Genomic DNA, 26,928 nt, shown 5'->3' with positions numbered 1-26,928 from the left:
AGACGACAAGCCGTGACCGAGCGCTCCTCCGAAAGCCCCACCCGCGCGCGCAGCCGCAAGGCGACCGCCGAGAAGACCGAGCCGGTCTCCGCCGAGACGCGCCCCGAGCCCGCGGCCGAGCCTGCCCCCCGCGCACGCCGCGGCAAGCCCAGGGCCGGGCCCGTCGAAGCGGCGGAGCCCGCCGAGGCGCGCGCTCCCGAGGCCGAGCCCCAGGCTCCCGCCGCAGCGCCGGCGGAGGCCGCGGCCGAGGCTCGTCACGAGGAGAGGCGGCACGCCGGCGGCGGGGCGCCCCGGGCCGAGATCCCGTCGCCGTCGGCACCCCGGCGGGCGCTCGGAGGCAAAGAGCGCGGCAGGCGCGGACGGGGAGAGCGGGGTGAGCGGGGAGCCCCCGGGCCGAAGGCGCCGGTCTTCGACATCGAGGAGGATCAGGAGAGCCTCGCGGCGGCCGAGCTCGAGCCCGGCGCCGAAGAGATCGTGATCAACCTCTCCGAGCTCAAGCGCCTCAAGACGGCGCAGCTCGCGCACATGGCGCAGGACCTCGGCGTCGAGGGTCCCGGCGGCATGCGCAAGCAGGATCTCATCTTCGAGATCCTCCAGGCCCAGGCGGTGAAGCGGGGGAGGGTGTACGGGGAGGGAACACTCGAGGTGCTCCCCGATGGCTTCGGCTTCCTGCGCTCTCCCGACTTCTCCTACCTGCCGGGCCCCGACGACATCTACGTCTCGCCCTCGCAGATCCGCCGCTTCGGCCTCCGGACCGGCGACTCGATCAGCGGGCAGGTGCGCCAGCCCAAGGAGGGCGAGCGCTACTTCGCGCTCCTGAAGGTCGAGGCCGTGAACTTCGGCCCGCCGGAGGAGAACGCGGCGAAGGTCCTCTTCGACAACCTCACGCCCCTCTATCCCAACCGGAAGCTCACCCTCGAGCACGAGTCGGTGGAGATGACCACGCGGATCATCGACCTCCTCGTGCCGATCGGGAAGGGCCAGCGCTGCCTCATCGTCGCGCCGCCGAGGGCCGGCAAGACCGTGCTCCTGCAGAACATGGCGCACGCCATCACCACCAACCATCCGGAGGTGCACCTGATCGTGCTGCTCATCGACGAGCGGCCCGAGGAGGTCACCGACATGGAGCGGAGCGTGCAGGGCGAGGTGATCTCCTCGACCTTCGACGAGCCCGCCACCCGCCACGTCGCGGTCGCCGAGATGGTGATCGAGAAGGCCAAGCGCCTCACCGAGACGGGCAAGGACGTGGTGATCCTCCTCGACTCGATCACGCGCCTCGCGCGGGCCTACAACGCGGTGGTCCCGGCGTCCGGGAAGATCCTCTCGGGCGGCGTCGACTCCAACGCGCTGCACAAGCCCAAGCGCTTCTTCGGCGCCGCGCGAAACATCGAGGAGGGCGGCTCGCTCACCATCATCGGCACGGCCCTCGTCGACACCGGCTCGCGCATGGACGAGGTGATCTTCGAGGAGTTCAAGGGCACCGGCAACTCCGAGATCGTCCTCGACCGCAAGCTGATGGAGAAGCGGATCTTCCCCACGCTGGACATCAACAAGTCCGGCACGCGCAAGGAGGAGCTGCTCATGGATCAGATGACCCTGAACCGGGTCTGGGTCCTTCGGCAGCTCCTGCACCCGCTGTCCACTATCGACTCGATGGAGTTCCTCCTCTCGAAGCTGCGGGGCACCGCCTCGAACGTGGAATTCCTCGAGTCCATGATTCGTTGAATCTCGACGTTTGACGAAGTTCCGCCGGTCTGGCATGAACCGCCGGCGAGCCACCGGACCACCGGCGCAATGGGGCGCTGGTGTAAGAGCTGGCAAATCGGAGCGACACCATGAAGGAAGGCATCCACCCGAAGTACCCGGACTCGACCATCACCTGTGCCTGCGGGGCGGTCTACCAGACCCACTCCACCCGCGGCAGCTTCCAGGTCGAAGTCTGCTCGGCGTGCCACCCGTTCTACACCGGCACGCAGAAGCTGATCGACACCCAGGGCCGGGTCGAGCGGTTCCGGAACAAGTACGCCAAGAAGGCCTAGTTTCAGCGCCTTTCTGCGTAGCTTCGCTGCCCGTGGCGTCCGTTCTTCGAGCGGCTTCCACGGGCAGCGGTGTTTCCAGGGTCCAAACCGGAGGTCCGATCCGGCTGTCTGATCGATTGGACCGTGCATCTTGTTGAGCCTGTGGTAGCAACCTGGGAGGGCTGTGCTCCCAAGAGCCGCGTATCGCGTGCGAGGGCGCCTTCGGGGCCCAGGGCGGAGGATGACGTGAACGATCGAAAGCCGTCCCGCTGGCGGAGGATCCTGCCGCTGCTTCTCGCCGACGCCGCAAAGCCCTACATCGGGGGCCAGGCGGTGCTCGAGGGCGTGATGATGCGCTCGCCCGGCAGCTTCGTCGTCGCCGTGCGCAAGCCGGACGGCGGCATCGCCGTGCGGGCCGAGCCGTGGGACAACCTCTTCACCCGCTATCGGCTCTTCCGGCTCCCGCTGCTCCGCGGCGCGGTCGTCCTGATCGAGAGCCTCTGGAACGGCTTCGCGGCGCTGAACTTCTCCGCCGAGCACGCTGCGCCGCCGGAGGAGGGGGGCAAGCAGGGCGAGAAGCCCTCGCAGGCCGCCATCGGCGCGACCCTCGCGCTCTCGCTCGCCTTCGGCCTCGGCCTCTTCGTGGGGGTGCCCCACCTCCTCACCTGGGGCATCGGCCAGCTCGTCGGGCATCCCCTCGACACCACCCAGTTCGCCTTCCACGCCCTCGACGGCGCGCTGCGCCTGGTGATCTTCCTCGTGTACCTGGGGCTGATCTCCCGGCTGCCCGACATCCGGCGGGTCTTCCAGTTCCACGGCGCCGAGCACAAGGCGATCTGGGCGTACGAGAAGGGCACGAAGCTCTCGGTCGACGACGCCGAGGCCCAGACCACCCTCCACCCCCGCTGCGGCACGAGCTTCCTCCTGCTGGTGGTGGGCGTGTCGATCGTGCTCTTCGCCACCGTCTTCCCGATGCTCCCCCGCCTCGCCACGAGCGACCTCGCGAACACGCTCCTGCTCCTCGGCGTGAAGCTGCCCCTGATGATCCCGGTGGCCGGCCTCTCCTACGAGATCCAGCGGCTGTCTGCGAAGCGTCCGCGCAATCCGATCCTCCGCGCCCTCACGGGGCCCGGCCTCTGGCTGCAGCGGATCACCACCAAGGAGCCCACCCGCGACCAGCTCGAGATCGCCCTGATCGCCATGAGGCGGTGCATCGCCTACGAGGAAGGGCGGCTGAACGAGCGGGGCGTGACGCTCTACCAGGACTTCGACGGCGCCCTCGCGATCCCGTAGCGGAAGGGGTACCCCTCTCCCGGACCTTGCGTCGGACCACGTTTGTGTCGAATCCGTGTACCGTGTCCGGATTCCCCTGCGCTGTTCGTCCCTAGCTTCGAGACGCCGCAATTACCGGGAGCGACGTGGATCGCGAGACCCTCGACGAGGCCTATCGGAGGTGCTTTCCGATGATTCGGGAGAAGTGTGCCCGCATGCTCGCCGATCCCGACGAGGCACAGGACGTGGCCCAGGAGACCTTCATCCGCCTCTGGCAGAACGGGCTCGCGGGGAGCGATCCCCGCACGGTCACGGCGTGGGCGTATCGGACCAGCACACGCCTCGCAGTCGACAGGCTCCGGCAGCGCAAGCGGATCGCGAACACGTCGCTTCCTCTCGAAGTCGAAAGCCCAGGCCCCGACGGAGTCCTGGAGGCGCGCTGGGAGCTGGAGCGGCTCGCCAGGACCACGCCGCCCCGTGAGCTCGAGGCGGCGATCCTCCAACGCTTCGATCGGCTGGGTCAGCTCGAGATCGCCGGGATCCTCGGGGCCTCGGAGCGAACCGTCCGCAGGCTCCTCGAGCGCTTCGACCGCCGCCGGGCGGAGGAGGTCGGGGTATGAGCGGACATCCATCCTTCCTGGTGCTCGACCGACTCGCGCTGGGTGAAGATCTGCCCGAGGTGCGGCGGCACGTGGGCGCCTGCACGAGCTGCTCGGCCCACCTGGCTCGGGTGGATCCGGGAGAGCTCCCGCACCTCCCGGACCTCCGGGATCGGCTGCGCCGCCAGAACATGGTCACCGTGCTCCCGGCGACCCGCCGCCCGAGGCTCTGGGCCGGGATCGCCGGGCCGGCCCTCGCCGCTGGCGTCGCCTTGGGCTGGTTCGGGCACGCGCGGGTCGCGGAGCCGCCCGCGGACGAGACGCCCGGATGGATCGCGGCCAAGGGCGCGCCCTCCGTGGCGATCTACGTCAAGAGGGGAGAGCGGGTGCGCCTCTGGGACGGCGCCACCGCGCTGCAGCCCGGCGACCGGCTTCGCGTGCGCATCACGCCGGAGTCCTACACCCACGCCCTCCTCGCCATGTGGGATCCGGCGTCGGGATCCTGGACCCCGCTCTTCGAGGGCGAGGTTCCCGGCTCGGGTCCCTTCTTCGTCCCGGGGACCTGGGAGCTCGATCCGGCGCCAGGCGCGGAGCGCCTCGCCATCGCGCTGGACCGGGGCCCGGTCGGCCTCGACCGAGCCGCGTGGCGCACCGAGCTCGCGATCCCGAAGGCCGGGAGATGATCGGCGACAGCGGGATCGGGCCGCCAGGGGCAGGGGGACCTCTCCCGGCCCGCGGAGGCGGTCGCGCTCTCGCCCTCCTGCCATCTGCGATCCTCGGTCTCGCGCTCCTGGCCCTCGCGTCGCCCGCTCTCGCCGCCACCCGGATGGCCGTGATCGTCGGGGCGAACGCCGCCGTCGATGGCCGCCGCGCGCTCCGCTACGCCCACGACGACGCGCAGAGCCTCGCGCGGACGCTCGTCGAGGTCGCCGGCTTCTCCCCGTCCGACGTCGAGACCTTCCTCGACGCCCGCCCCGAAGAGATCCTGCGGGCCCTCGATCGTCGCCTCGCCGCCCTCGGAGCCACGAGCGGGGAGACGCTCCTCCTCTTCTACTTCTCCGGCCACGCCGACGGCGCCGCGCTCTATTCCGGCGGCAGGCCGCTGCCGCTGGCCGAGCTGAAGCGGCGCCTCTCCGACCCACGGGCCGCCGTGCGGGTCGGCATCGTCGACGCGTGCAACGGCGGCGCGTGGACGGGCGCCAAGGGGCTCCGCCCCGCCCCCGACTTCGAGGTGGAGGCGCCGCTGGTCCTCGGGAGCGAAGGCTCCGTGCTCCTCGCGGCGAGCTCCGGCCTCGACGACGCCCACGAGTCGGAGGCCCTCGGTGGATCCTTCTTCACCCACCACCTGGTCGCCGCCCTCCGCGGCGCCGCCGACCGGAACGGGCGGGGCGAGGTCACCCTCCACGAGGCCTTCGACTACGCCCAGCTCCTCACCGTGCGCGACAGCGCCCTCGCCACGGGCCAGCCGCAGCGCCCGAGCTTCGAGGTCAACCTGCGCGGCCGCCGCGACCTCACCCTCGCGCGGATCGAGGGCAGCCCGAACCAGGTCGCCCTCCTGCAGGAGGAGGGCCCGCTCCAGCTCATCCGCCTCGACACCGGGCTCCAGGTCCTCGAGCTGCCGCCGGGCAGGAGGCGGGTCGTCGCCGCCCTTCCGGCGGGCCGGTACCTCGTGCGCCGGCGGACCGAGGCCGGCACCTTCGCGCGGGAGCTCGATCTGAAGGCCGGCGCCCGCCTGGAGCTCCGGGAAGACCAGCTCCACGCCGTCGGAAGGGAGCCCCTGGCGTCGAAGGGCGCCGCCGAGCCTCCGCCTTCGACGCTCTCGCCCGGCCAATGGGCGCTGCAGCTCGCTATGGGCCGGACGCTCTCGAGCGCCCGCTACACCGGGAACGCAGACGCCGAGCTCGGCGGCTTCGTCGGGCTCCGCGTCGGTCTCACCGACCGAGTCGAGTTGGCGCCTCTCCCCGTCGCCGTCTCGTGGCGCCTGGGCCGGCCCGGCGCCTTCGAGGCGATCCTCCACACCCGCCTCGGCCCGGCGTACACGAGCGACGGGCTCTACTGGCTCCCCATGCTGGGCAGCCAGGCTCGCCTCTACCTCGGGAACCGGAGCAGCCTGATGCTGGGCCTGGAGGCCGGGACCGTCGCGGTGGATCCGCGAGCAGCGTCGTCCGCCTTCCGCCGGTGGCAGTGGGCAGTCCGAGGCGGCTGGATCCTTCGCCTCAGCGAGCGCGTCTCACTCGCCGCAGGCGCAGGCCTGATCGATCGCCTGGATCCGGCGACCCCGCTCTTCGCCCGCTCGATCGACTCGTCCGACAGGCCGCAGGTCGAGCTCGGCTCCAGCCTGAACCTGGGCGCCAGCCCCCTCCCGCTCGCCTCCGTCGAGCTCCTCGACGACGTCTTCGTCGACGGCTACGCCTCCGTCCGCCTCGGCCTCGACGGCTCCGTACACGAGGCGTTCCAGGGAGGTCTCACCTGGAAGTTCTGATGAGGAGCCTCCGAAGATCTACCCGGGCATCGACCCCTGGACGCTCGGGCAGGGAAGGCCCGTAGGGCTACCGGCGCTTCGGCGGCCGAGATCGGGCGAGGCGGAAGGCGAGGGACGAGCGGAGGAGCTCGGTGGCGAGGAGGAGGGGACCGACCTTGGCAGGCGGACCGAGCTCACCGGCTTCGAGTTGGCGCCGGGTCTCCTGCCGCCGAAGCTTGCCGCTCGAAGTGCGCGGCAGGGTGCCAGGGGGGACGAGGCGGATGGTGTGCGGGACCAACCCCGTCGCGCCGAAGACCGCGTCCCGGATCCGGCGCTCGAGATCGGGGCTCGGAATCGTGTCCTTCGCCAGCTCCGCGACGATGGCCAGCTCCTCGCCGCCGTCCCTCTCCGGCGCGAAGCCGACCGCCACGGCGCAGCCGGCGCGCAGGCCCTCGATCCCGCCAAGGCTGGCCTCGATCGTGTGCGGGCTGTGGTTCGCCCCGCGGACGATGATCACCTCCTTGGCGCGGCCGCAGACGAAGAGCTCCCCCGACGCTAGGCAGCCGAGGTCGCCCGTGTCCAGCCATCCGTCCTCGGCGCCCGCGTCGCGGACGTGGCCCTCGGCGACCGACGGGCCACGGACGAGGATGCGCCCCACGGCTCCCTCCGCGAGGCGCTCGCCTTTCTGCCCACGGATCTCCAGCTCCACGCCGGACAGCGGGGATCCCACGGAGACCACCTGGCGTCCGTCGATCTCACGCGTCGTGAATGGACGGTCCATTCGGGAGAAGGTGACCGCGAGGGTCGCCTCCGAGAGCCCGTACACCGGGGTGAGGGCCTTGGGATCGAAGCCGAAGCGCGAGAAGCGCTCCGTGAATGCACGAAGGACGCTGGGTGCGATCGGCTCCGCGCCGTTCAGCGCCATCCGCCACCGCGAGAGGTCGACGCCCTCCAGCTCCTCGTCGCGGATTCGCTTCGCGCAGAGGCCGTAGGCGAAGTCCGGGGCCGCCGAGATTCCGGCGCCCGTGCGGGACATCGCGCGGAGCCAGATCGCCGGCCTCGCCAGGAAGACCTCCGGCGGGATCAGCGTGAGATCGCCGGGGAAGTGCACGGCCTGGAGCAGGCAGCCGATGAGCCCCATGTCGTGGTAGAGCGGCAGCCACGAGACCCCCGCCGGCCTGGGGCCGAGACCGTCGCGGATCGCGTCGGCGATGGCGCGGAGGTTGGCGAGCACGTTCGCGTGGGTGAGCGCCACGGGCTTCGGGCGGTCGGTGGTCCCCGAGGAGAACTGGACGAGCGCGAGGTCGCCGGCCTCGGGGCGGCGCTCGGCTTCGTCGGCGCCGCTGCTCAGGAGCTCGTCGATGGTTCGGCATCCGAGGACCGGGCGGGCGCGGCCCACGGCCTGCCCCAGGAGCCTGCGGATCCTCGCGTCGGTGAGCACCAGGCGTGCGCCGCAGACCTCGAGCATGCGCCCGGTGCGCTCGTGGTACTCCGCGAGGCGGCCGAGGCGCAGGGGCGGGTAGAGCGGCACCGGCACCGCCCCGGCGAGGAGCACGCCGAAGAACGCCTCCGGGAACGAGGGCGCCGTGGGCAGCACCAGGGCGACCCGATCGCCGACGTTCACGCCCAGCCTCGAGAGCGCGCCCGCGATCCGACTCGCCGTGGCGCGGAGGGAGCGGAAGGAGAGCGGCGTCGGCTGCTCCGTCGCGTCGAGGAAGGTGAGGCCGGCGTCGCTGCGCGAGGCGAGGGCGAGGGCGTCGACCAGGGTGGTGCAGGACGTCATCGAAGGGGCCTCGGGCTCGAGCCGGGGGATCGCGCCGCTCGGCGCGGCGGACGTGCGTCGCTTCATCGATCCGCCTCCGCCCGCCGCCTGGCGACCAGCCGGACCAGCTCCTCGACCGTGCGGATCTCCGCCTCGTCGCCCTCCGCGAGAGCGATCCGGAACCGATCCTCGAGGAGCTGGACGACGGTGAGCATCCCGATGGAGTCGAGGCGCAGGTCCGCCACCAGCTCGTGGCGGGGATCGATCGGCGTCTTCCATCCGAGCTCCGCCGCCGCGATCCGCCGCACCTCGGCGAGCACCTCCTCTTCCGCCGGGCTCATGGAGGATCCTCGGTGTCGGAGATCGGAAGCTCCGTCGGGAGGAAGCGGGGCTTGTCCGCGAACGAGCTGGCCCACTCGTCGCCCAGCGCGGCCTCTTCCTCCCGGATCCGCACCCGGAGGAGCGCGAAGTTGGCGAGGCTGAAGAGAACGGCCGTGATCCAAGCGCCGGTGATCAGCGGGAAGAACGCGATCTCGAGGGCCACCGCCACGTAGTTCGGGTGGCGAACGAAGCGGTAGGGGCCGGATGTGACGGGCTGGGCTCCGGGGATCACGAGGATCCGGACGTTCCATCTCTCACCCAGCGTGAAAACCGCCCAGTAGCGGAGGGCCTGGGCGGCCACGACGATCCCGAGAGCGATGACGCTGGCCACCGGCCACGGACGCCTCAGGAGCATGACCGGCTCGACGAGGCAGGAGACGAGGAAGAGGGTGTGCAGCGCCACCACGGCCGGATAGTGAGCGGCGCCCGCCTCGACGGCGCCCCGCTCCCGGGCCTGCCTGGCGTTTCGCCGCGATAGTCGGATCTCGAAGATCCGCTCGGCCACCAGGAGGGCGAGGAGCAAGAGGTAGAGCTTCACCATCGGAGGAGCACCAGCTCGGTGGAGAAGCCCGGGCCCATGGCCAGCATGAGCCCGGTGTCGCCGGAAGCGGCCCCCTCCAGGGTCTGCTCGAGGACGAAGAGCACCGAGGCCGACGAGAGGTTCCCCACCTTCTCCAGGGTCCGCCAGGTCCGCGCGAGGGCGTCGCGAGTCAGGCCCAGGGTCTCGGCGAGGGCCTCGAGGACCTTCGGACCGCCTGGGTGGCAGATCCACTGCCGGACGTCCGTGCGAGAGACGCCGCTGGACCGCAGGAACGCGTCCACGTCGCCTCCGATCCGCTCGCGGACCAGGGACGGGATCTGCGCAGAGAGCACGATGCGCAGGCCGCCCTCGACCACGTTCCAGCCCATCACGTCCTCTGTGTTCGGATAGAACACGGATCGTGTCCTCTCGATCCGCGGTCCGCTCCCGCGGTCGGCGCCGGCGATCACCGCCGCCGCGGCCCCGTCCCCGAAGAGCCCGGTGGCGATGGCGTTGGCGATGGAGAAGTCGTCACGCTGGAGCGTGAGGGAGCAGAGCTCCACCGAGACCAGCAGCGCCACCTCCCCGGGAAACGCGCGGAGGACGTCCGCCGCTCGGGCCACTCCTGCCACGCCCGCCGCGCAGCCCAGGCCGAAGATCGGCGTGCGCTTCACGTCGTCCCGGAGGCCCAGGCGGTTCGTCAGGAGCGCGTCGACGCTCGGCGTGGCGATGCCGGTGGTGGAGACGAAGAAGATCCGGTCCACGTCGCCGGGGCCGAGACCCGCGCGGTCGAGGGCCAGGCGGGCCGCCTTCTCCCCGAGGGCGGACGCGACCTCGACCCACGCCCGGTTGGCCTTGGCGAAGGAGTCGAGGCCCTCGTAGTCCGCGAGCGGAAGCGCCAGGTGCCGGCCCTCCACACCCACGGCCCGGTGGAGCTGGTCGAGGCGGTCGAGGTTGAAGTGGTGCCCCGACCAGCGGGCGCGCAGGGCAGCGAGGAGCTCCTCCTGCCCGACGTAGTGGGGAGGGAGCGCGCTGGCTGCCGAGAGCAGCGCCGGATCGGCGACGGCTGCGAGGTTCATGGGTCGGGGACGGAAAGAGGCCAGGACGAGCAACCTGGGCACTTCCGCCGCCCCGGGGACCGCCCTTCTCGGGTCGCTTCCTCCTTGCGCGATACCCAGAACGCCGACGGAGGCCACGAGGGCCTCCGCCGGAGCATTCGAGGATGCGGCCTCGGCTACTTCTCTCGGCTCGCGAGCTTGCGCAGGGACTTCATGTCCTTGATGCAGAGAGTCCGGCCGACGTTGCCCAGGTGGCCGTCCCGCTTCATCTCGTTGATCAGCGTCGAGACGAACGAGCGGGAGGCGCCCACGAGGTCGGCGAGGTCCTGCTGTGTGATCCCCTTGAGGTCGTGCTCGCCACCGTGGGGGCAGCGGTCGCCGTGGGTCTCCGCCAGCGTCAAGAGCGTCTCGGCGAGGCGGGCCGGGACCTCCTTGAAGGTCAGGCCCGTCACCCGGCGCTTCATCGCCCGCATCCGCTCGTTCAGCGCGCGGATCACGTCCACCGCGAGGTGGGGGCGGCCCTCGATGAGCTGCTGGAACGACCGGCCGTCGATGCTCCAGACCTCCGCCTCGCCGGACGCCACCGAGAGCTCCTCGACCTGGGTCCCTTCCGGACGGAGCATCTCGCCGAAGAGATCACCGGGCCGCAGGATGGCCAGCACCGACCGCGTCGACCCCTTGCCGATCCGGATCAGCCGGACCCTGCCGCTGCGCAGGAGGTAGACCTTGTCTGCCGGATCGCCGGGCCGATAGATCACGGAGTTGTTCGGGTAGGTCTCGCTCTTGAAGTAGCCGCGGTAGTCGACGGTCTCGGGCGTCTGCGCGGTGAGGCCGACTGCGCGGTTCGTCGGAGCGGCAGGAGGGGGCGCTACGATGGGCGAAGCGGTCCGGCTGATCTTCTGCATGACGGTTCCTCCGCGGCTTTTCGGGCCTATCGGTTTCAGGTAGTTGGGAACCGCGGGTCTTTCAGACTTCGTGCCAAGTCGAACGGACGAGCCGGTGTTTACGAAGTAGAGGACTTTCCTCCTGTTTCACGGCAGACGGTGTTTCACAGGCGGAATTGCGCTCCATCGGATTGAACGAAGCCGTGTCGATTGAACGAATCGTTCAATCGATTGGGCCTTTCTCACCCGCGGTGAACGAGGGCGATCGTGCTATTCGTCCGCGATGCGACATCTCGGCTTCACGGTTCTGATTCTCTCCCTCGCGTCGAACGCGCTCGCCGCGCCCGTGGGCGAACCCGTTGCGGAAGGCGAGCTCCCTGCGGCAGCGTCGGGAGGAGCGGCACGGCTGCCCGCCTCCACGATGCCAATGGGGGTCTGGGCGATTCAGGCCGCGGCGGGCTCGGAGATCTCGGGCAAAAGGAGCCTCTCTGCCACCCAATCGGATCTCACCCTGCGATTGGACATTCGTCTCGGCCTGACCGAAAGGCTCCAGCTCACGCAGCTTGGACTCGCGTATCGGTTCGGCGAGCCCGGCGACGTGGAGCTCGTCACGGACCTCGAGTCGGATGGCTTCGCCACGAACGCTCGAGGGGCCTTCTTTCCCTTCGAATTCGGTACCGCGGCCCGGTTCTACTTCTCTCCCTCGAGCAGCCTCCTCCTCGGGGCCCGGGCCTCTAGCGTCCTGGGCTCGGAAAACCTCGTGAATTGGACCTGGTCGGCACACGGAGGTTGGATCGTGCGTGTCGGTGAGCGCCTGACGCTGACCGCCGGCGTCGGCCTCGTCGACGATTGGGACGTTTCCGAGACGCCCTATTTCTGGAGGTCGACCGGCGCGAGGCTCGCGCTCGGCTCCGTGATGACGATCGCGACCCGGCCGCTCCCCCTCGTCTCCGTCGAGGTTCTCGACGGTTTCTTCCTGGACGGCTACTCCATGGCCAAGCTCGATTTCAACAGCACCGAGATCACGGTCATGGGGGGCTGCACGATCCAGCTCTGACGACGGTGCAGCGCTCGCTTCAAACGCTATGAGGCGGAAGGGCGGGCTCGAGCTCGGACCGGCGGAAGGGGATGGCGTGCTTCTCGAGCTTGCGCTCCAGGGTTGGGCGGCTGATGCCGAGGATGTCGCACACCCGGCCCTTGTGGCCTCCCGAAGCCTCGATCGCCCGTAGGATCGCCTCCCGTTCGGCCTCTGCGAGGGAGAGGAGGAGGCTCCGGCGCTGCGAATCCGCCGGGCGGGCCGCCGGCATGGCATGCGCCGCGGGTGCGGGAAAGTACTCGGGGAGCAGGACCCCTCCCGGCGCCAGCACCACGGCCCGGGTGAGCGCGTTCTCCAGCTCGCGAACGTTGCCGTGCCAGGGAAGCGACTGGAGGTGGCTGATCAGCTCCGCGGGCACCTTGGTGATCCGCTTGCCCAGGCTCCGCCCGATCCGGGCGAGGAGCCCCTGGGTGAGCTTGGGAATGTCCGAGGCCCTCTCGCGGAGCGGCGGCAGCTCGATGGTCACCACCTTGAGCCGCTGGTAGAGGTCGTCGCGGAACCGTCCCTCCTTTGCCTCCTTCTCGATGTCGCGGTTGGTCGCCGCGACGATCCGGGCGCGGAGGGGGAGCCGCGCCACGCCGCCCACCCGCTCGAACTCGCGCTCCTGGAGCACGCGCAGGAGCTTGGCCTGGAGCGGCAGCGACATCTCGCCGATCTCGTCCAGGAAGATGGTCCCATCCTCGGCGAGCTCGAACTTGCCGTACTTGGTCTGGGTGGCGCCGGTGAACGAGCCCTTCTCGTGGCCGAAGAGCTCGCTCTCCAGCAGGGTGTCCACGATGGCCGAGCAATTGATGCCGACGAAGGGCTTGGGCTCGTCCGACGAATAGGTGTGGATCACCCGGGCGATCAGCTCCTTGCCCGTGCCACTCTCGCCCTGGATCAGCACCGATGCCTGCGAGGAAGCGATCTTTCCGATCTGCTTCACGATGCTCTTCATCTGCGGGCTGTCGGAGACGATGTCGTTGACGAGGTGCGGCGCCGACGTGTCCACCGCGAGCATGGCGGCCCGGCGGGAGTGCCGCCGGAGGTCGAGGGCCCGCAGCGCCACCATCTCGACCTCGTCCTGGTCGAAGGGCTTCTGCAAGTAGTCGAAGGCGCCGGCCTTCATCGCCCGGATCGTGGTCTCCATGTCGCCGTGGGCGGTCATGATCACCACGGGCGCCTCGCCAGAGAGGGCGCGGATCTCGGGCAGGAGCGCGACGCCGTCGCCGTCGGGGAGGCGCATGTCGCAGAGGACCAGGACGGGCTCGATCCGAGCGAGCTTGGTCCGCGCCTCGGCGACCGAGCCGGCGGTCTCGACGGTGAACGCGGGCCGATCGCCCTCGGCGACCTCGAGCTGCAGCGCGAGCATCTCGGCCAGGGAGGTGTTGTCGTCGACGACGAGGATCGTCTCCATCAGGGCAGGACCGGACGCTGGGGCAGCACGAGGGTGAGCTGGCAATCGAGGTCGCCGGCCTCGATCTTGAGGTGGCCGCCGTGGGCCCGGGCCACGCCCTGGATCACGGCGATGCCGAGGTCGGGCCGGGTATCCGGGTGTCCCAGGTCGGAGCCCGGCAGGCCGGTCCCGCGGAGGATCACGGAGAGCTCTCCGGGGGCGCGCTCCACCGAAACCGTGAGCGCGCCGCCGTTCGCCACGCTCCGGACGCCGTGCCGGAGCATCTCCTCGATCGCGAGACCGACCCGCGGGGCGTCGAGCTGCGCCGGCGGGCCCTCCTCTTCGGGGATGGCCATCTGGATCCGATCGTTGTCGAAGGGGCCGAGGTTCCCGAGGGCGTCGGCGATCAGCTTCTCCGGGACCGCCTCGAGGGGGCGGAGCGGGGCGTGGCTGCCCATCTCCTGGAGCCCGCGCAGCACGCAGTCGATCCGGCGCAGCTCGCGCTCGGCCAAAAGAAGCCGGCGGCGTCCGCGCTCGCTCGCCACCTCCTCGTGGCGCGCGAGTGATTGGATGGCGAGGCGCACCGACGCGAAGCCGTTGCGGAGCTCGTGGCCGAGGGCCGAGGCGAGGTGGCCGAGCTCGAGCTCGTCGGTGGTGGAGCGGCGGATCACGGCGACCGCGCCCCCCGGGCACGGACCGGCCTCCACCCGGACCCGCTGGCCGGTTCGCAGCTCCATCTGACGGCTCGTCCCGAAGCTGAGGGCGTCCGCGAGACCTTGCGTCTTCTCGAAGAGCTCGGAGAGGGGCCGCTTCTTCAGCTCCGCGGGAGGGGATCCCAGGACCAGGAGCGACGCGCCGGCGGCGCTGCGGATCACCAGTCTCCGATCCCAGGCCAGCGTGGCGGCATGGGAGACGCCGGCGAGCGGGCGCGCCGCGGCGAGGGCGGCATCGGTGAGCCGCGGAGCGATCCGGATCCTGGCGTTGCTCTTACGCATGGCAGAAGCCCTTTGAGCATATGGTAGAGCAGCCCCGCCCCCCGGGTCGACTTCGACGACGAGGGGCAGGGCTGCCGGTGCGGGAACGAGGCCCCTTTCACTTGCTCTTCTTGGCGTGCTCGGCGAAGTCCTGGAGGTTGCGGCTGTCCCGAACGCCCGAGCTCGCCTTCTTGGCTCCGCTGCTCGAGGACTCCTTCCCGGCGAGGGCGTCGGTCGAGGTGGCGAAGAGGGCGCGGACGTTGTCGCCGAAGGCGGTGACGACGCCGATGGCGGCCACGGCGATCAGCGCGACGATCACGATGTACTCGGTCATCCCCTGGCCCCTCTGATCCCGGAACCACCTGCGAAGCTGCTTGCGACCGCTGGTCTTCATGGCATGCCCTCCTGGGCGGTGGGTGATGGACCCAGAGTCGCTCCCTGGACCACGAGCCGCCATCGGTCATCCGGAGGAGGGAAAGCGCGCCGAAGGTCGTCCATTGGGCGTGCCGGACCCACCTCCCCGGTGCCGCGGACCCGGCCGAAGGGCGGCGGATCCGAGATCGCTCCGTGTGCCGAGAGACGCCCGATCGGCGGGCGCTCGTTCGCCTTGACCGGCTGGACTCCGGCAGTTAGAGTGCGTCAAGTTGTTGATAACCTTTGTTTTTATTGCGGTTGGCGAAGGGACGAAAGGCGCCTGCGTTGAAGCGTGACAAGGACCACATCGCCCTCTCGGACGAGCACAACGCCAAGGGGATCGAGCTCGCGGATCACGGGATGCTCGACGAGGCCATGCGGGAGTTCCGGAGAGCCATCGAGCTCGATCCGGACTCGGCCCATGCGCACGACAACCTTGCGACGGTCCTGACCGAGAAGAAGCTCTTCCGCGAGGCGCTCGAGGAGTACCTGGCCGCGATCCGCCTCGAGCCGGACGCGCCCACGGCCCACTACAACCTGGCCTGCTTCCTCGCCACCCACGGCGCCGAGATGGCGCTCGACGAGTACCGCGAGGCGATCGACCTCGACCCCGAGTACCCCGACGCCCACGTGAACCTCGGCCTCACCTACGCCGATCTGGGGCAGGACGAGGAGGCGATCAAGGCGTTCAATCGGGCGATCGAGCTGAGCCCGCAGGATCCCTTCCCGCGCCACGAGCTCGCCGCGCTGCTCATGGACGAGGGCGAGTTCCGCGAGGCCATCCAGCAGCTTCGGGAGGTGATCCGGCTGGATCCCGACCACTTCGAAGCCCACCTGGACCTCGGCATCAGCTACGCCCAGAAGGGCTTCTACGCCGAGGCGGAGAAGGCCTACGCCCGGGCCCGGGAGCTGTCGCCCGACGACATCCTCCTCCAGTACAACACGGCTGCCCTCTTCGCGCTCTGGAACCGACGGGAGGAGGCTATCGAGCATCTCCAGTCGGCGATCCGCCTGGATCCCGTCAAGGTGCGGGGCTGGCTGCAGACCGACCCGATGTTCGACAGCCTCAAGTCCGCCGAGGGCTTCGAGGCCCTGATCCACGGGAGCTGACGGCCCGCCCGCAGGCATAGCGAATCACCTTCCGCCGGGCAGCCCGTTCGACGGGGCATCCGGCGGATCGGCGTACGCCCGCCAACTCTTCGAAAGACGGAAGAAGGGGCCTCCTCGGACGGGACGGACCTTGCGGGATCTCCCCAGGCACGCGGACATGGGCCGGCCTGCCGGCTCGTTGCCTTGCGGGATCCGTCGGCGAGGTCGAAACTTTCACGGCTGCTTACGTTCGAGGTCGCCGTGTCCAGCAAGGTCCTGGTCGAAGGTGTAACCAAGATCTTCTATCAGCGAGGACGGGGAGGGGTGCACGCCCTGAAGGACGTCGACCTCGCGGTAGATCCCGGGGAGTTTCTCTGCGTCGCCGGACCCTCCGGCTGCGGAAAGACCACCCTCCTCAACATGATCGCCGGCCTGGACACCCCCGACGAAGGGCGGATCTTCGTGGGGGGAAGCCGCGTCCACGGGCCGAGCCCCGAGCGGACGGTCGTCTTCCAGGACGGAGCGCTCTTCCCCTGGCTGACCTGCGGCAAGAACGTCGAGTACGGCCTCCGCATGCGGGGCGAGCTCTCGAAGGGGGAGAGGAAGGATCGGGCCGAGGAGGCGCTCGCGAGCATGGGCCTCGATTCGATGGCCGAGCGCTACCCCCACGAGGTCTCGGGCGGCCAGCGCCAGCGGGTCGCCATCGCCAGGGCCCTCGTGATGGAGCCCGAGGTCCTCCTGTGCGACGAGCCCTTCGCGGCCCTCGACGCCCTCACGAGGAAGCGCCTCGCCGTGGACATGGCCCGGCTCTGGGAAACTACCCGGATGACGGTGATCTGGGTGGAGCACAACCTCTACCTGCCGGCGCTCCTCGCCGATCGGGTCCTGCTCCTCGCGGCGGATCCCGGCAGGGTCCTGGACGAGGTGGTCGTTCGGCTGCCGCGGCCGAGGTCGCCGAGCGACCTTGGGGTCATCAAGGTCGGCGACTGGCTCAGCGACTGGCTGGAGGCCCTCGACGGGGTCCGGCAGGGCCACCGGGTCAGCCTTCCCGCGCCTCCGGATGGCGCGGAGGTGAGGCCGGCGCCCCACCACGGCCGGATGTTCCACTAGTCGGACAGGCCGGCCTGGAGGTTTTCCACAGGCCCCCGGAACCACGGCGCTTTTCCGACCCAGGACACCTCGTTAGAGTTCCTGGAGGATCGCCCCCTTGCATGCCCTGCAGGCTTGCGACCCCTCGAGCGCCCGTGCTAGATCCGGGCTGCTTGCTTGCGTGGCATGGCCATACATTCATGGTCAGGCCCCCGAGCCGCGGCGCCGGAGGGTGGGATGCGCATCAAGCGCCTCGACATCTGTGGGTTCAAGAGCTTCATGTCGAAGACGGTCTTCGTCTTCGACGACGGCGTCACGGGCATCGTCGGGCCGAACGGCTGCGGCAAGTCGAACGTGGTCGACGCGATCCGCTGGGTGATGGGCGAGCAGTCCGCCAAGCACCTCCGCGGCCGTGCCATGGAAGACGTGATCTTCAACGGCTCGGAGAAGCACCCGCCGCTCGGCATGGCCGAGGTCTCGATCACCTTCATCAACGACCGGGGTGACGTCCCGACGGCGTACAAGGACGTACACGAGATCACCGTCACCCGGCGCCTCTTCCGCAGCGGAGAGAGCGAGTACCTGCTCAACAAGGCCCCCTGCCGGCTCCTCGACATCATCGAGCTCTTCCTCGGCACCGGCGTGGGCACCAAGGCCTACTCGATCATCGAGCAGGGGCGGATCGGCCTCATCGTCTCGGCCAAGGCGGAGGATCGCCGAAGCCTGATCGAGGAGGCCGCCGGCATCACGAAGTACAAGGCCCGGCGAAAGGCCGCCGAGCGCAAGATGGAGTACACGGAGCAGAACCTGCTCCGGCTCAACGACATCCTGGGCGAGCTCGGCAAGCGTCTCGAGGTCCTGAACCGGCAGGCGCGCAAGGCCGAGAAGTACCGGGCGATCAAGGCCGAGCTGCGGCAGATCGAGCTGCACCTCGCCTCGTTGCGGTGGCTCGAGCTCCAAGCGCTGCGCAAGGTCAGCCACGCCCGGCACGACGATCTCGAGAACGAGCAGCGCACGCTCTCCGCCGAGGTCCAGCGCCTGGAGGTGGAGATCGCCTCCGCTCGGCACGCCGTCGCGGAGGAGGCGGCCGCCGTCGAGGAGCAGAGCGAGCGGGTCGCCGGGCTCTCGCAGGGCTCGGCGCTCAACCAGACCAACCTCGACTTCTTCGAGCGCGAGCGCCGCCAGGTGCAGCAGCGTCAGGCCGAGCTCGACGACGAGCTCGCGCGCCTCGACGCGCGCATGGCGGCGCTGGACGAGGAGGCCGCCGCCGCCCGCGCCCTCGGCGGCCAGCTCGACGGCAGGGGAGGCACCGACACCGAGCGGCTCGGGGAGCTCGCCGGCCAGGTGGAGGAGCTCCGCGCGGAAGAGGGCGAAGCGATCTCGCGCCTAGACGCCGAGCGGGCCGCGGCGATGGAGGTCCTCTCCCGGGCGGCGTCCCTCAAGGGCGAGCTGCTCACCATCGACCGGCGCCGCGGCGACCTCGTCGACCGGATGGCGGTGCTCCAGGCCGAGGCCGAGGGGATCGAGCACGACGTCGACCAGCTCGAAAAGGAGCGCCGGACGCTCTCCTCCAAGGCGGGCCAGACCCGGCAGCTCAAGCTGGAGCTGGAGACGCGCCGGGGCGAGGAGACGGAGCTCCGCGAGCAGGTCCGGGCCGAGCTCTTCGAGTCGGAGCAGGTGCTCATCGCGCTCCGGGAGGAGCTGGCCGACAAGCGCTCCCGCCTCCACTCGCTGGTGGAGATCCAGCGCTCGTACGAGGGCTACGATCGCGGCGTGCGCGCCGTGATGACCCGCGACGGCGCTGACGAGGGGACGCTCCCCGAGGGCGTGATCGGCCTGGTCTCGGACCTCCTCTCCGCTGCGGAGGAGCACGAGCGCGCCATCGAGTCCGTGCTTGCCGACCGGCTCCAGGCGATCGTGGTGGACAGCCACGGCCGCGCCGTGGAGATCGCGAGCTATCTTGCCGACGCCCGCGAGGGGCGGAGCAGCTTCCTGCCCCTCGGGCTCCGGTCCCGCGAGCGGGTCAAGGGCCTCGACGATCCCCGCGTGGTCGCCAGGGCGGCTGACGTGGTCAGGGCCGAGCAGGCGCACCTGGGCCTCGTGGAGGCGTTGCTGGGCGACGTCCTCATCGTCGACCACCTCGACGACGCGGTGGCCCTGTGGTCCCGCGAGACCGGCCACACCTTCGTGACCCGCGCCGGCGAGGTGGTCTCCGCCATCGGCGGCGTCACCGGCGGCGAGGCCGACGGCCCCGGCTCGGGCCTGCTGCAGAAGCGGCGCGAGGTCGCCGAGCTGGGCGAGGAGGTCCGTTCCCTGGAGGAGCGGGTCGCCGTCGCCGCCGAGGAGCACCGGCGGCTCTCCCGGCGCGCCGACGAGATCGAGCAGTCGCTGAAGAGCCTCGAGAAGACCGGCCACGCCGAGGAGATCAACCTCCTCCACGCGGAGCGGGATCTGGGCCGCGCCACCGAGGAGCTCGCGCGGCTCCGGGCGCGGGCGGATCAGCTCGTGCGCGAGCGCGAGGCGCAGCAGAACCAGCTCGGCCTCCTCGACGTGGAGGCCGAGGCGGCGAGGGGCGCCACCGCTCAAGCGGAGGCCGAGCGCTCACGCCGCGAGGAGCGCACCGCCCAGCTCGCCGCCGAGGTGGCCGCGGTCCGGGAGCAGCTCACGACGATCTCGGCGGAGCACACCCGGCTCAAGATCGAGGCCGCGGCGAACGTCGAGAGGCGCGAGGCGATCGAGCGGACCCTGAAGCGCGTCGCCGAGGAGCGCGTTCAGATCGACGAGCGCAAGGAGCGCGCGAGGGCCTCGATCGCCGAGGGCGACGCGCGCCTCGCGGAGCTCGCGGGCAAGGTGGAGGAGGCGAGCGGGAGCATCACCTCGCTGGCGGACGAGCTCGCCACCGCGCGGGAGGAGCTCGCGCGGCTCAAGAGCGAGCACACGGTGAAGTCCGGGGCCATCGCGGCGCAGGAGCAGGAGCTCCGCGGGCACCGCAAGCGCCTCGACGAGCTCGGCTCGGTGACCAGCTCGGCGGCGCTGCGCGATCGCGAGCTGGAGCTCGAGCTCCAGCACCTGGAGGAAGGGATCACCGAGAGGCACAACCTCTCCCTTGCGGAGCAGGTCTTCTCCTTCCACTCGATGCCGCCGCCCGAGGAGGGCGCCGAGGACTGGCTCTCGTCGCTGCGTGATCAGGTCGATCGGATGGGGGAGGTGAACCTCACCGCGGTCGAAGAGCACGCGGAGCTCGCGGAGCGCCACGACTTCCTCTCCGGCCAGCGCGACGATCTCGAGAAGAGCCTCGCCAAGCTCCGGCAGGCGATCTCGAGGATCGACTCGACCTCGAAGGAGCGCTTCAACGAGACCTTCGAGATCGTGAACTCGAAGTTCCAGCAGGTCTTCCCCCGGCTCTTCGGCGGCGGACGGGCCGAGCTCCTCCTCGTCAAGGACGAGACCCGCCCCGGTGGGGACCCGGGCGTGGAGATCTTTGCGCAGCCCCCCGGCAAGAAGAACCAGAACGTCAACCTCATGTCCGGCGGCGAGAAGGCCCTCACCGCGGTGTCGCTGATCTTCGCGATCTTCCTGATCAAGCCGACGCCCTTCTGCCTCCTCGACGAGGTCGATGCCCCCCTGGACGAGGCCAACGTCGGTCGCTACAACGACATGGTGAAGGAGATGAGCAAGACGTCCCAGTTCATCCTCATCACCCACAACAAGCGGACGATGGAGGTCGGTGACACTCTCTATGGCGTGACCATGGAGGAGCCCGGCGTCTCGAAGACGGTGAGCGTCAAGCTGTCCCGCGGCGACGAGGGAGCCAACCCGGACTCGGAGAAGGAGGCCGCCGCCTAGGCCCCGACGGGCAGGCAGGCAGGCAGGCAGCAGGCAGGCGATGGTGGGGTCGCCGGGAATCCGGCGGCGCGAGCGAGAGAGGGCTGTTCGTGATCGAGCCATACCGGTCGCCCGCCTTTCCACCGGCCTTCGGGGCCCTCGTCTTCGCCGCGGCCCTCGTCCTCTTCGTCGCGCTCCAGCCCGTCGCCATGCGGCTCCGCGCCGAGGAGCACAGGACGTGGTGGGCGTCCAACGGGCGCGACGTCGTGAACGCGCTCGCCGTCGTCTCGATCTCCGCGTCCGTCTGGCTGCTCGGAATCGCGCTCCCCCTCGCGATCTTCCTCGGCTGCACGCTGACGCTCGTGCTCGCCCTCTTCGGCACCTTCCTCCACGAGCGGGTGGCGGGCTCGTGGAGGCTGGTGCTCGCGATCGCGGCCGTCCTGGGCGCGCCCCTGGTCATCGTGCCCGGCGAGGTCGCGATGGCCGCCGCGTGGTGCTTCTCGGCGCTCTTCCCCGGCTGAGACCAGGGAGCAGCTCGATCAGGCGAGGAGCTCGTCCAGCTTGCCGGAGCGGTCGAGCTCGGACAGGCGGTCGTATCCGCCCACGTGGAAATCGCCGATGAAGATCTGCGGAACGGTGCGCAGCCCGCCGCTCATCCGAATGAGCTCGGCGCGGCCGGCGTCGTCTCCGGTCACGTCGATCTCCTCGAAGGGGACGTTCTTTCGGGTGAGGAGCTTCTTGGCCTGCACGCAGTAGGAGCAGTAGTCCGTGGTGTAGATCTTGACCGGCTTCACGCTGTCCTTTCGTCCTGCCGCCTATCGGATTCGGGCGCATCGTTTTGATGCGCCATCGGCCCCGGGGTTGCAACGCCGGATTTCGCAGCCGCTCCTCCGCCTTTTTGCAATGGCGCTCCGCTCGGCGCGGCTCGAGCCAGAAGGGGAGGGCGTCCCGAAACGACGAACGGCCCGAGGCCGATACCGGCGACGGGCCGTTGAGGTTGAGCGAATCGAGTTGGGGCCCGTTCGAGGAGCCGGCAGCCGGCAGCCCTCGGGAAGCCTACTCTCCGATCCCCATGACGCGGCGGAACTTCCTGCAGAACTCCGATTCGAGGTTCTCGTCGAGAATCCAGCTCCCTGAAGCGTCGGAAGGGGGGAGTCCGAGAGACTCAGGAAAGGCGTAGCAGGTGAAGTGCGTGCCGCCAGAAAAAGAGCCTGTCATGTCGGGGCGCGGGCCAATCGAGGTGCCCTCGAGACGCCCGGGAGAGAAGCGAATGGTCGCGGTTCCCTGCTCAATAGAGAGCCCATCCAGGCCCAGCGCTCCATAGTCGGCATCGTCGTCATAGTCCGGGGAAAGACGGATCGTCGCCTCGCCTGAAGCGAACGAATCAACACCGAGGACGAAGGATGCGCGCCAGGTGTCCCAGCCCCGGTTATCCTCGAACCGGTATGCCTCGAACTCAACTCGTACCTGCGGGACCCTCTCCCCTTCGAAGACGTCGATGAACACGGGGTCACCAGCGTAGGTATCGCCATCCGAAGCATGAAAGTGGAAACCATTGTATTCGTGCAAAGGGTCACGCACCTCGTACTCTTTGCTGCATCCACCGGAAACGACCAGAAACAACAGCGCAGTCATGCCGATTCTGCTCGTACGTGCCGTGACGCCCATGGGCTCCTCCTCTGGCTTTCGTGGGCCCTCACGGGCATCCAGTCGATCTCGTTTCAGCCGAGCCCGGCAGGCCGTCCAAGCGATGCGCAGGGCGGTGTCGACATGGATACGAATGTGGATTCGGGACCGTTTTGATCACGCCCGAAACGACGAACGGTCCGACGCCATGGAAGGCGAGGGGCCGTTCGGTTCTGCGGGCTGGGAGTCCTCTGCGATGACCGGTCGGCCGACGCAAAGGGCTTCCGGGGCGCCGACTACATCATGCCGCCCATGCCGCCCATTCCGCCGGGCATCCCGTCGCCGCCCATGTCTTCCTTCTCCTTGGGCTTCTCGGCGATCATGGCCTCGGTGGTGAGCATGAGGGAGGCGACCGACGCGGCGTTCTGCAGCGCGGTGCGCGACACCTTGGTCGGGTCGATGACGCCGGCGGCGACCAGGTCCTCGTACTCGCCGGTGGCGGCGTTGAAGCCGTAGGGGCCCTTGCCTGCCTTGACGGCGTTCACGACGACGGAGCCCTCGAGGCCACCGTTCTCGGAGATCTGGCGGAGGGGCTCCTCGACGGCGCGGCGCACGATGTCGACGCCGAACTTCTCCTCGGCCAGGACCGCGACCTTGTCCAGGGCGGAGAGGGCGCGGATGAGGGCGACACCGCGCCGGGGACGATGCCCTCCTCGACGGCAGCGCGGGTCGCGTGGAGAGCGTCCTCGACGCGGCCCTTCTTCTCCTTCATCTCGGTCTCGGTGGAGGCACCGACGTTGATCACGGCGACGCCGCCGAGGAGCTTGGCGAGGCGCTCCTGGAGCTTCTCGCGGTCGTAGTCGGAGGAGGTCTCCTCGATCTCGACGCGGATCTGCTTCACGCGCGCCTCGATCTTGCCCCTCTCGCCCGCGCCCCCTTTAGCCGACATGGTTGGAGCGGAGAGTACGGGGCCCGGACGCCGGGGCGAGATGGGCCCTCCGGCGGTGCGAGGACGCCGGTTGCCATCGGGGAACGCTCATTAGTGTGGAGCCGAGGCCCGCCACATGGACACCGCACCAATGAAGAAGCTCTCGTACGTTCCATTCTCGTCGGTAAAGGGTCCGACGAACACGGCGCCATGAAATGAGATTTCCCATCCATCCACATTTTGCTGATGTCCGGGAAAAATTTCGAGGTCGGTCGAACCGATCCGCAATCCGTAAAGGGTATCGTTTGGGCATCCTAGTATGTGCACGGGAAGGCAGATCGGATAAAACCAAACATCCGGAGCATCGGCGGACCAAATGTCCGGGTCTACAGTCTCCGTCCAGTTGATGTCGGCGTGGGCAACGGTCCAGGAAACCCCTGCGACCACTGAAAATCCGAAGTGCGACCACCAGACACGTACGACTTCACCGATCGCGAACTTATCTTCGAGGGTCTCGATCCATTGGAAGCTAGAGGGCCTATCCTTCACTCCCGCGATGACCATCGTCTTCCCGTCGACCGACGTGACGATTCCCTCGGCTCCTAAGATCGGATCGCCGAAATTCCAACCGAACCCGGCGTGGGGCAGCCGAGCAGGCCAGTCCATCGCCATCTCGCCTGATTCGCAGGCCGCCGCCGCCGACCCGGCGTAGGTGTGGTGGCAGTTCTTCTCCTCGTCACCACCAGTTCCGGCCATGCCGCCACCGACCCCGGCCTGTCCTCCACCCTGGCCTACTCCTCCGTGGCCTCCTCCTCCGTGGCCTCCTCCCCCTTGGCCTCCTCCCCCTTGGCCTCCTCCGCCCTGGCCTCCTCCGCCCTGGCCTCCTCCGCCCTGGCCATGATCCGGCGCCTGTTCCGTAGCTCGACAGCCCAGGGCCGTCGAGCCTGTCACGAGCACGAAGAGCACGCCCATTACTCCCAAATTCCTCATGTCCAACATCATTTTCTCCATTTGGCGAGGCATAACTATGCAGGGGCGCAACCGACGGTGTTACTCGAAATCCATCTAGATCCTGGACTTGGCGCTGGGGCCGGGAGGCATCCCCAGCATGCTCGTCGCGATGGCGAGGTCCTCGAGCGTCACGATCCCGTCCCGGTCCACGTCGGTTACTCCACACTCCGCGGTGCGACGGGCATCGTCGGCACTGGGGCCGTCGTCTGCGTCGTAGGAAATGAAGCGGACGGTCCCCAGGCAAGAGAGGAGCAGCGACAGGTCTTGCTTGTCCACGATGCCCGAGCCATCGAAATCGGCGCGAGCGATCGCGCCGAGGCACATCGACGTCGCGATCGCACCCAGGAGACGGGAACACTGGACCTCGTCGACGCGGAAGCCTCGCGGCACTTTCATGATGAGGGCGGAGACCGTTGGAACGATCCGAAAACGACGAACGGCCCGATGCCGCGATGGGCGAGGGGCCGTTCGGTTCTGCGGGCTGGGAGCCCTCTGCGACGACCAGGCCGGTCGGCGCAAAGGGCTTCCGGGGCGCCGATTACATCATGCCGCCCATGCCGCCCATTCCGCCGGGCATCCCGCCGCCGCCCATGTCTTCCTTCTCCTTGGGCTTCTCGGCGATCATGGCCTCGGTGGTGAGCATGAGGGAGGCGACCGACGCGGCGTTCTGCAGCGCGGTGCGCGACACCTTGGTCGGGTCGATGACGCCGGCGGCGACCAGGTCCTCGTACTCGCCGGTGGCGGCGTTGAAGCCGTAGGGGCCCTTGCCGGCCTTGACGGCGTTCACGACGACGGAGCCCTCGAGGCCACCGTTCTCGGAGATCTGGCGGAGGGGCTCCTCGACGGCGCGGCGCACGATGTCGACGCCGAACTTCTCCTCGGCCAGGACCGTGACCTTGTCGAGGGCGGAGAGGGCGCGGATGAGGGCGACACCGCCGCCGGGGACGATGCCCTCCTCGACGGCAGCGCGGGTCGCGTGGAGAGCGTCCTCGACGCGGCCCTTCTTCTCCTTCATCTCGGTCTCGGTGGAGGCACCGACGTTGATGACGGCGACGCCGCCGACCAGCTTGGCGAGGCGCTCCTGGAGCTTCTCGCGGTCGTAGTCGGAGGAGGTCTCCTCGATCTGGACGCGGATCTGCTTCACGCGCGCCTCGATCTTGCCCTTCTCACCGGCGCCGTCGACGATCGTGGTGTTGTCCTTGTCGATCGTGATCCGCTTGGCCCGGCCCATGTCCTTGAGGGTGATGGTCTCGAGCTTGATGCCGAGGTCCTCGGCGATCATGGTGCCGCCCGTGAGGGTGGCGATGTCCTCGAGCATGGCCTTGCGGCGGTCGCCGAAGCCCGGGGCCTTGACGGCGGCCACGTGCAGGGTGCCGCGGAGCTTGTTCACCACGAGCGTGGCGAGCGCCTCACCCTCGATGTCCTCGGCGATGATGAGGAGCGGCTTGCCGGAGCGAGCCACCTGCTCGAGGATCGGGAGGAGGTCCTTCATCGACGAGATCTTCTTCTCGTTGATGAGGATGTAGGGATCCTCGAGGGCGACCTCCATCCGCTCCGGGTCGGTGACGAAGTACGGCGAGAGGTAGCCGCGATCGAACTGCATGCCCTCGACGACGTCGAGGGTGGTCTCGAGGCCCTTGGCCTCCTCGACCGTGATCACGCCTTCCTTGCCGACCTTCTGCATCGCCTCGGCGATGATCGCGCCGATGGTGGTGTCGCCGTTGGCCGAGATGGTGCCGACCTGGGCGATCTCCTTCTGGTCCTTCGTCGGCTTGGAGAGGGCCTTGAGCTCCTCGGTGATCGCGGCGACGGCCTTGTCGACGCCGCGCTTGATCGACATCGGGTTATGGCCGGCGGCGACGAGCTTGGAGCCCTCGCGGTAGATCGCCTGGGCGAGCACGGTCGCGGTGGTGGTGCCGTCACCGGCGACGTCGGAGGTCTTCGAGGCGACCTCCTTCACCATCTGGGCGCCCATGTTCTCGAACTTGTTCTCGAGCTCGATCTCCTTGGCGACGGTGACGCCGTCCTTGGTGATCGTGGGGGAGCCGAACGACTTCTCGATGACGACGTTCCGGCCCTTGGGGCCGAGGGTCACCTTCACCGCGTCGGCGAGGGTGTTCACGCCGCGGAGGATCGACTCACGCGCGCGTGCGTTGAAAAGGATGTCCTTTGCCATGTCTTGATACCTCTATCTCCGGCAGCCAACGAGGGCGCCGGCGAATGGGATTGGGGAGAAGCTTAGGCCTCGATGACCCCGAGGACGTCGTCCTCGCGGAGCATCAGGTGGTCCTCGCCCTCGACCTTGATCTCCGTACCTGCGTACTTGGAGAAGAGGACGCGGTCGCCCGCCTTGATGTCGAGGGGGCGGACCTTGCCGTCCTCCAGGATCTTCCCGTTCCCGACGGCGATCACCTTGCCCTCGAGCGGCTTCTCCTTGGCGGAGTCGGGGATGTAGAGGCCTCCCTTGGTCTTCTCCTCCTCTTCGACGCGCTTGATGATGACGCGGTCGTGCAGCGGCCGGATCTTCATGTGCAAACTCCTCCGAT

The 26,928-nt window shown here is 69.3% G+C and carries 25 protein-coding genes and 1 pseudogene; 11 read left to right on the top strand and 15 right to left on the bottom strand.

What is annotated here, in order from left to right:
* The first annotated feature begins 12 nt into the window (after positions 1–12).
* The 6 genes from rho to AKJ08_RS08740 all read left to right on the top strand — a co-directional run bounded on the left by rho (position 13) and on the right by AKJ08_RS08740 (position 6,371).
* Positions 13–1,725: a transcription termination factor Rho gene (gene rho, locus AKJ08_RS08765; protein WP_082342966.1), complete on the top strand. Its 1,713-nt coding sequence runs from the start codon at positions 13–15 to the stop codon at positions 1,723–1,725.
* Between the two features lie 110 nt (positions 1,726–1,835).
* Entirely contained in the window at positions 1,836–2,039 is a 204-nt protein-coding gene (gene rpmE, locus AKJ08_RS08760; protein ID WP_050725717.1) for a 50S ribosomal protein L31, read from the top strand.
* A 225-nt stretch (positions 2,040–2,264) separates the two neighbouring features.
* On the top strand, positions 2,265–3,311 hold the full coding sequence (locus AKJ08_RS08755) for a DUF1385 domain-containing protein (protein WP_050725716.1): 1,047 nt from the start codon (positions 2,265–2,267) through the stop codon (positions 3,309–3,311).
* Between the two features lie 125 nt (positions 3,312–3,436).
* Complete coding sequence (locus AKJ08_RS08750) at positions 3,437–3,910, top strand: RNA polymerase sigma factor (RefSeq protein ID WP_050725715.1); 474 nt, start codon at positions 3,437–3,439, stop codon at positions 3,908–3,910.
* Entirely contained in the window at positions 3,907–4,572 is a 666-nt protein-coding gene (locus AKJ08_RS19230; protein WP_050725714.1) for a hypothetical protein, read from the top strand. Before AKJ08_RS08750 ends, AKJ08_RS19230 begins: the two co-directional genes overlap by 4 nt.
* Complete coding sequence (locus AKJ08_RS08740; protein ID WP_050725713.1) at positions 4,533–6,371, top strand: caspase family protein; 1,839 nt, start codon at positions 4,533–4,535, stop codon at positions 6,369–6,371. Before AKJ08_RS19230 ends, AKJ08_RS08740 begins: the two co-directional genes overlap by 40 nt.
* Positions 6,372–6,438: 67 nt before the next feature.
* On the opposite strand, the gene AKJ08_RS08735 is transcribed toward AKJ08_RS08740, so the two are convergent.
* From AKJ08_RS08735 to AKJ08_RS08715, 5 genes are all read right to left on the bottom strand, one after another.
* Complete coding sequence (locus AKJ08_RS08735) at positions 6,439–8,199, bottom strand: fatty acyl-AMP ligase (RefSeq protein ID WP_240475473.1); 1,761 nt, start codon at positions 8,197–8,199, stop codon at positions 6,439–6,441.
* Positions 8,196–8,453 (bottom strand): acyl carrier protein, encoded by a 258-nt coding sequence (locus AKJ08_RS08730; protein ID WP_050725712.1) that lies wholly within the window; start codon positions 8,451–8,453, stop codon positions 8,196–8,198. The genes AKJ08_RS08735 and AKJ08_RS08730 overlap by 4 nt, the downstream gene beginning before the upstream one ends.
* Entirely contained in the window at positions 8,450–9,034 is a 585-nt protein-coding gene (locus AKJ08_RS08725) for an isoprenylcysteine carboxyl methyltransferase family protein (protein WP_050725711.1), read from the bottom strand. The genes AKJ08_RS08730 and AKJ08_RS08725 overlap by 4 nt, the downstream gene beginning before the upstream one ends.
* Positions 9,028–10,092 carry a type III polyketide synthase gene (locus AKJ08_RS08720; protein ID WP_050727497.1) on the bottom strand — a complete coding sequence of 355 codons (1,065 nt, stop codon included), beginning with the start codon at positions 10,090–10,092 and terminating at the stop codon, positions 9,028–9,030. Before AKJ08_RS08720 ends, AKJ08_RS08725 begins: the two co-directional genes overlap by 7 nt.
* A gap of 155 nt (positions 10,093–10,247) precedes the next feature.
* Positions 10,248–10,976 carry a Crp/Fnr family transcriptional regulator gene (locus tag AKJ08_RS08715; protein ID WP_050725710.1) on the bottom strand — a complete coding sequence of 243 codons (729 nt, stop codon included), beginning with the start codon at positions 10,974–10,976 and terminating at the stop codon, positions 10,248–10,250.
* Between the two features lie 262 nt (positions 10,977–11,238).
* Here AKJ08_RS08715 and AKJ08_RS08710 point away from each other — a divergent pair, with 262 nt between their 5' ends.
* On the top strand, positions 11,239–12,012 hold the full coding sequence (locus AKJ08_RS08710; RefSeq protein WP_050725709.1) for a hypothetical protein: 774 nt from the start codon (positions 11,239–11,241) through the stop codon (positions 12,010–12,012).
* A gap of 19 nt (positions 12,013–12,031) precedes the next feature.
* Here the strand turns inward: AKJ08_RS08710 and AKJ08_RS08705 are convergent, their stop codons facing one another.
* The 3 genes from AKJ08_RS08705 to AKJ08_RS08695 form a co-directional block, all read right to left on the bottom strand.
* A complete protein-coding gene (locus AKJ08_RS08705; RefSeq protein WP_050725708.1) occupies positions 12,032–13,447 on the bottom strand; it encodes a sigma-54-dependent transcriptional regulator in 1,416 nt (471 codons plus the stop codon).
* Positions 13,447–14,421, bottom strand: coding sequence for a sensor histidine kinase (locus AKJ08_RS08700; protein WP_050725707.1), 975 nt, complete (start codon positions 14,419–14,421; stop codon positions 13,447–13,449). Before AKJ08_RS08700 ends, AKJ08_RS08705 begins: the two co-directional genes overlap by 1 nt.
* A gap of 97 nt (positions 14,422–14,518) precedes the next feature.
* Positions 14,519–14,794, bottom strand: coding sequence for a Flp family type IVb pilin (locus tag AKJ08_RS08695; protein WP_050725706.1), 276 nt, complete (start codon positions 14,792–14,794; stop codon positions 14,519–14,521).
* 305 nt (positions 14,795–15,099) lie between these two features.
* Here AKJ08_RS08695 and AKJ08_RS08690 point away from each other — a divergent pair, with 305 nt between their 5' ends.
* The 4 genes from AKJ08_RS08690 (at position 15,100) to AKJ08_RS08675 (ending at position 21,338) form a co-directional block, all read left to right on the top strand.
* Positions 15,100–15,924 carry a tetratricopeptide repeat protein gene (locus AKJ08_RS08690; protein ID WP_050725705.1) on the top strand — a complete coding sequence of 275 codons (825 nt, stop codon included), beginning with the start codon at positions 15,100–15,102 and terminating at the stop codon, positions 15,922–15,924.
* Positions 15,925–16,164: 240 nt separating this feature from the next.
* A complete protein-coding gene (locus tag AKJ08_RS08685) occupies positions 16,165–17,013 on the top strand; it encodes an ABC transporter ATP-binding protein (protein ID WP_050725704.1) in 849 nt (282 codons plus the stop codon).
* A 216-nt stretch (positions 17,014–17,229) separates the two neighbouring features.
* Positions 17,230–20,838 carry a chromosome segregation protein SMC gene (gene smc / locus AKJ08_RS08680; RefSeq protein WP_050725703.1) on the top strand — a complete coding sequence of 1,203 codons (3,609 nt, stop codon included), beginning with the start codon at positions 17,230–17,232 and terminating at the stop codon, positions 20,836–20,838.
* A gap of 89 nt (positions 20,839–20,927) precedes the next feature.
* On the top strand, positions 20,928–21,338 hold the full coding sequence (locus AKJ08_RS08675; RefSeq protein WP_050725702.1) for a hypothetical protein: 411 nt from the start codon (positions 20,928–20,930) through the stop codon (positions 21,336–21,338).
* Positions 21,339–21,356: 18 nt separating this feature from the next.
* Here the strand turns inward: AKJ08_RS08675 and grxC are convergent, their stop codons facing one another.
* The 7 genes and pseudogenes from grxC to groES all read right to left on the bottom strand — a co-directional run bounded on the left by grxC (position 21,357) and on the right by groES (position 26,911).
* The gene (gene grxC / locus AKJ08_RS08670) at positions 21,357–21,611 is read right to left on the bottom strand and encodes a glutaredoxin 3 (RefSeq protein ID WP_050725701.1); all 255 of its coding nucleotides are present in this window, start codon (positions 21,609–21,611) and stop codon (positions 21,357–21,359) included.
* A 262-nt stretch (positions 21,612–21,873) separates the two neighbouring features.
* Positions 21,874–22,485 (bottom strand): hypothetical protein, encoded by a 612-nt coding sequence (locus AKJ08_RS08665; protein ID WP_050725700.1) that lies wholly within the window; start codon positions 22,483–22,485, stop codon positions 21,874–21,876.
* A 254-nt stretch (positions 22,486–22,739) separates the two neighbouring features.
* A pseudogene (locus AKJ08_RS08660) lies at positions 22,740–23,377 on the bottom strand (TCP-1/cpn60 chaperonin family protein); the annotation flags it as partial.
* 105 nt (positions 23,378–23,482) lie between these two features.
* A complete protein-coding gene (locus tag AKJ08_RS19225) occupies positions 23,483–24,127 on the bottom strand; it encodes a hypothetical protein (RefSeq protein WP_050725699.1) in 645 nt (214 codons plus the stop codon).
* Between the two features lie 309 nt (positions 24,128–24,436).
* Positions 24,437–24,778 (bottom strand): hypothetical protein, encoded by a 342-nt coding sequence (locus tag AKJ08_RS08650; protein ID WP_050725698.1) that lies wholly within the window; start codon positions 24,776–24,778, stop codon positions 24,437–24,439.
* A gap of 142 nt (positions 24,779–24,920) precedes the next feature.
* The gene (gene groL, locus AKJ08_RS08645; protein WP_050725697.1) at positions 24,921–26,558 is read right to left on the bottom strand and encodes a chaperonin GroEL; all 1,638 of its coding nucleotides are present in this window, start codon (positions 26,556–26,558) and stop codon (positions 24,921–24,923) included.
* A 62-nt stretch (positions 26,559–26,620) separates the two neighbouring features.
* Positions 26,621–26,911 carry a co-chaperone GroES gene (groES, locus tag AKJ08_RS08640; protein WP_050725696.1) on the bottom strand — a complete coding sequence of 97 codons (291 nt, stop codon included), beginning with the start codon at positions 26,909–26,911 and terminating at the stop codon, positions 26,621–26,623.
* Between the last annotated feature and the right edge of the window lie 17 nt (positions 26,912–26,928).

It is taken from the genome of Vulgatibacter incomptus (assembly GCF_001263175.1).
GTDB classification, from domain to species: domain Bacteria; phylum Myxococcota; class Myxococcia; order Myxococcales; family Vulgatibacteraceae; genus Vulgatibacter; species Vulgatibacter incomptus.
This window is presented reverse-complemented; position numbering and strand designations above follow the sequence as displayed.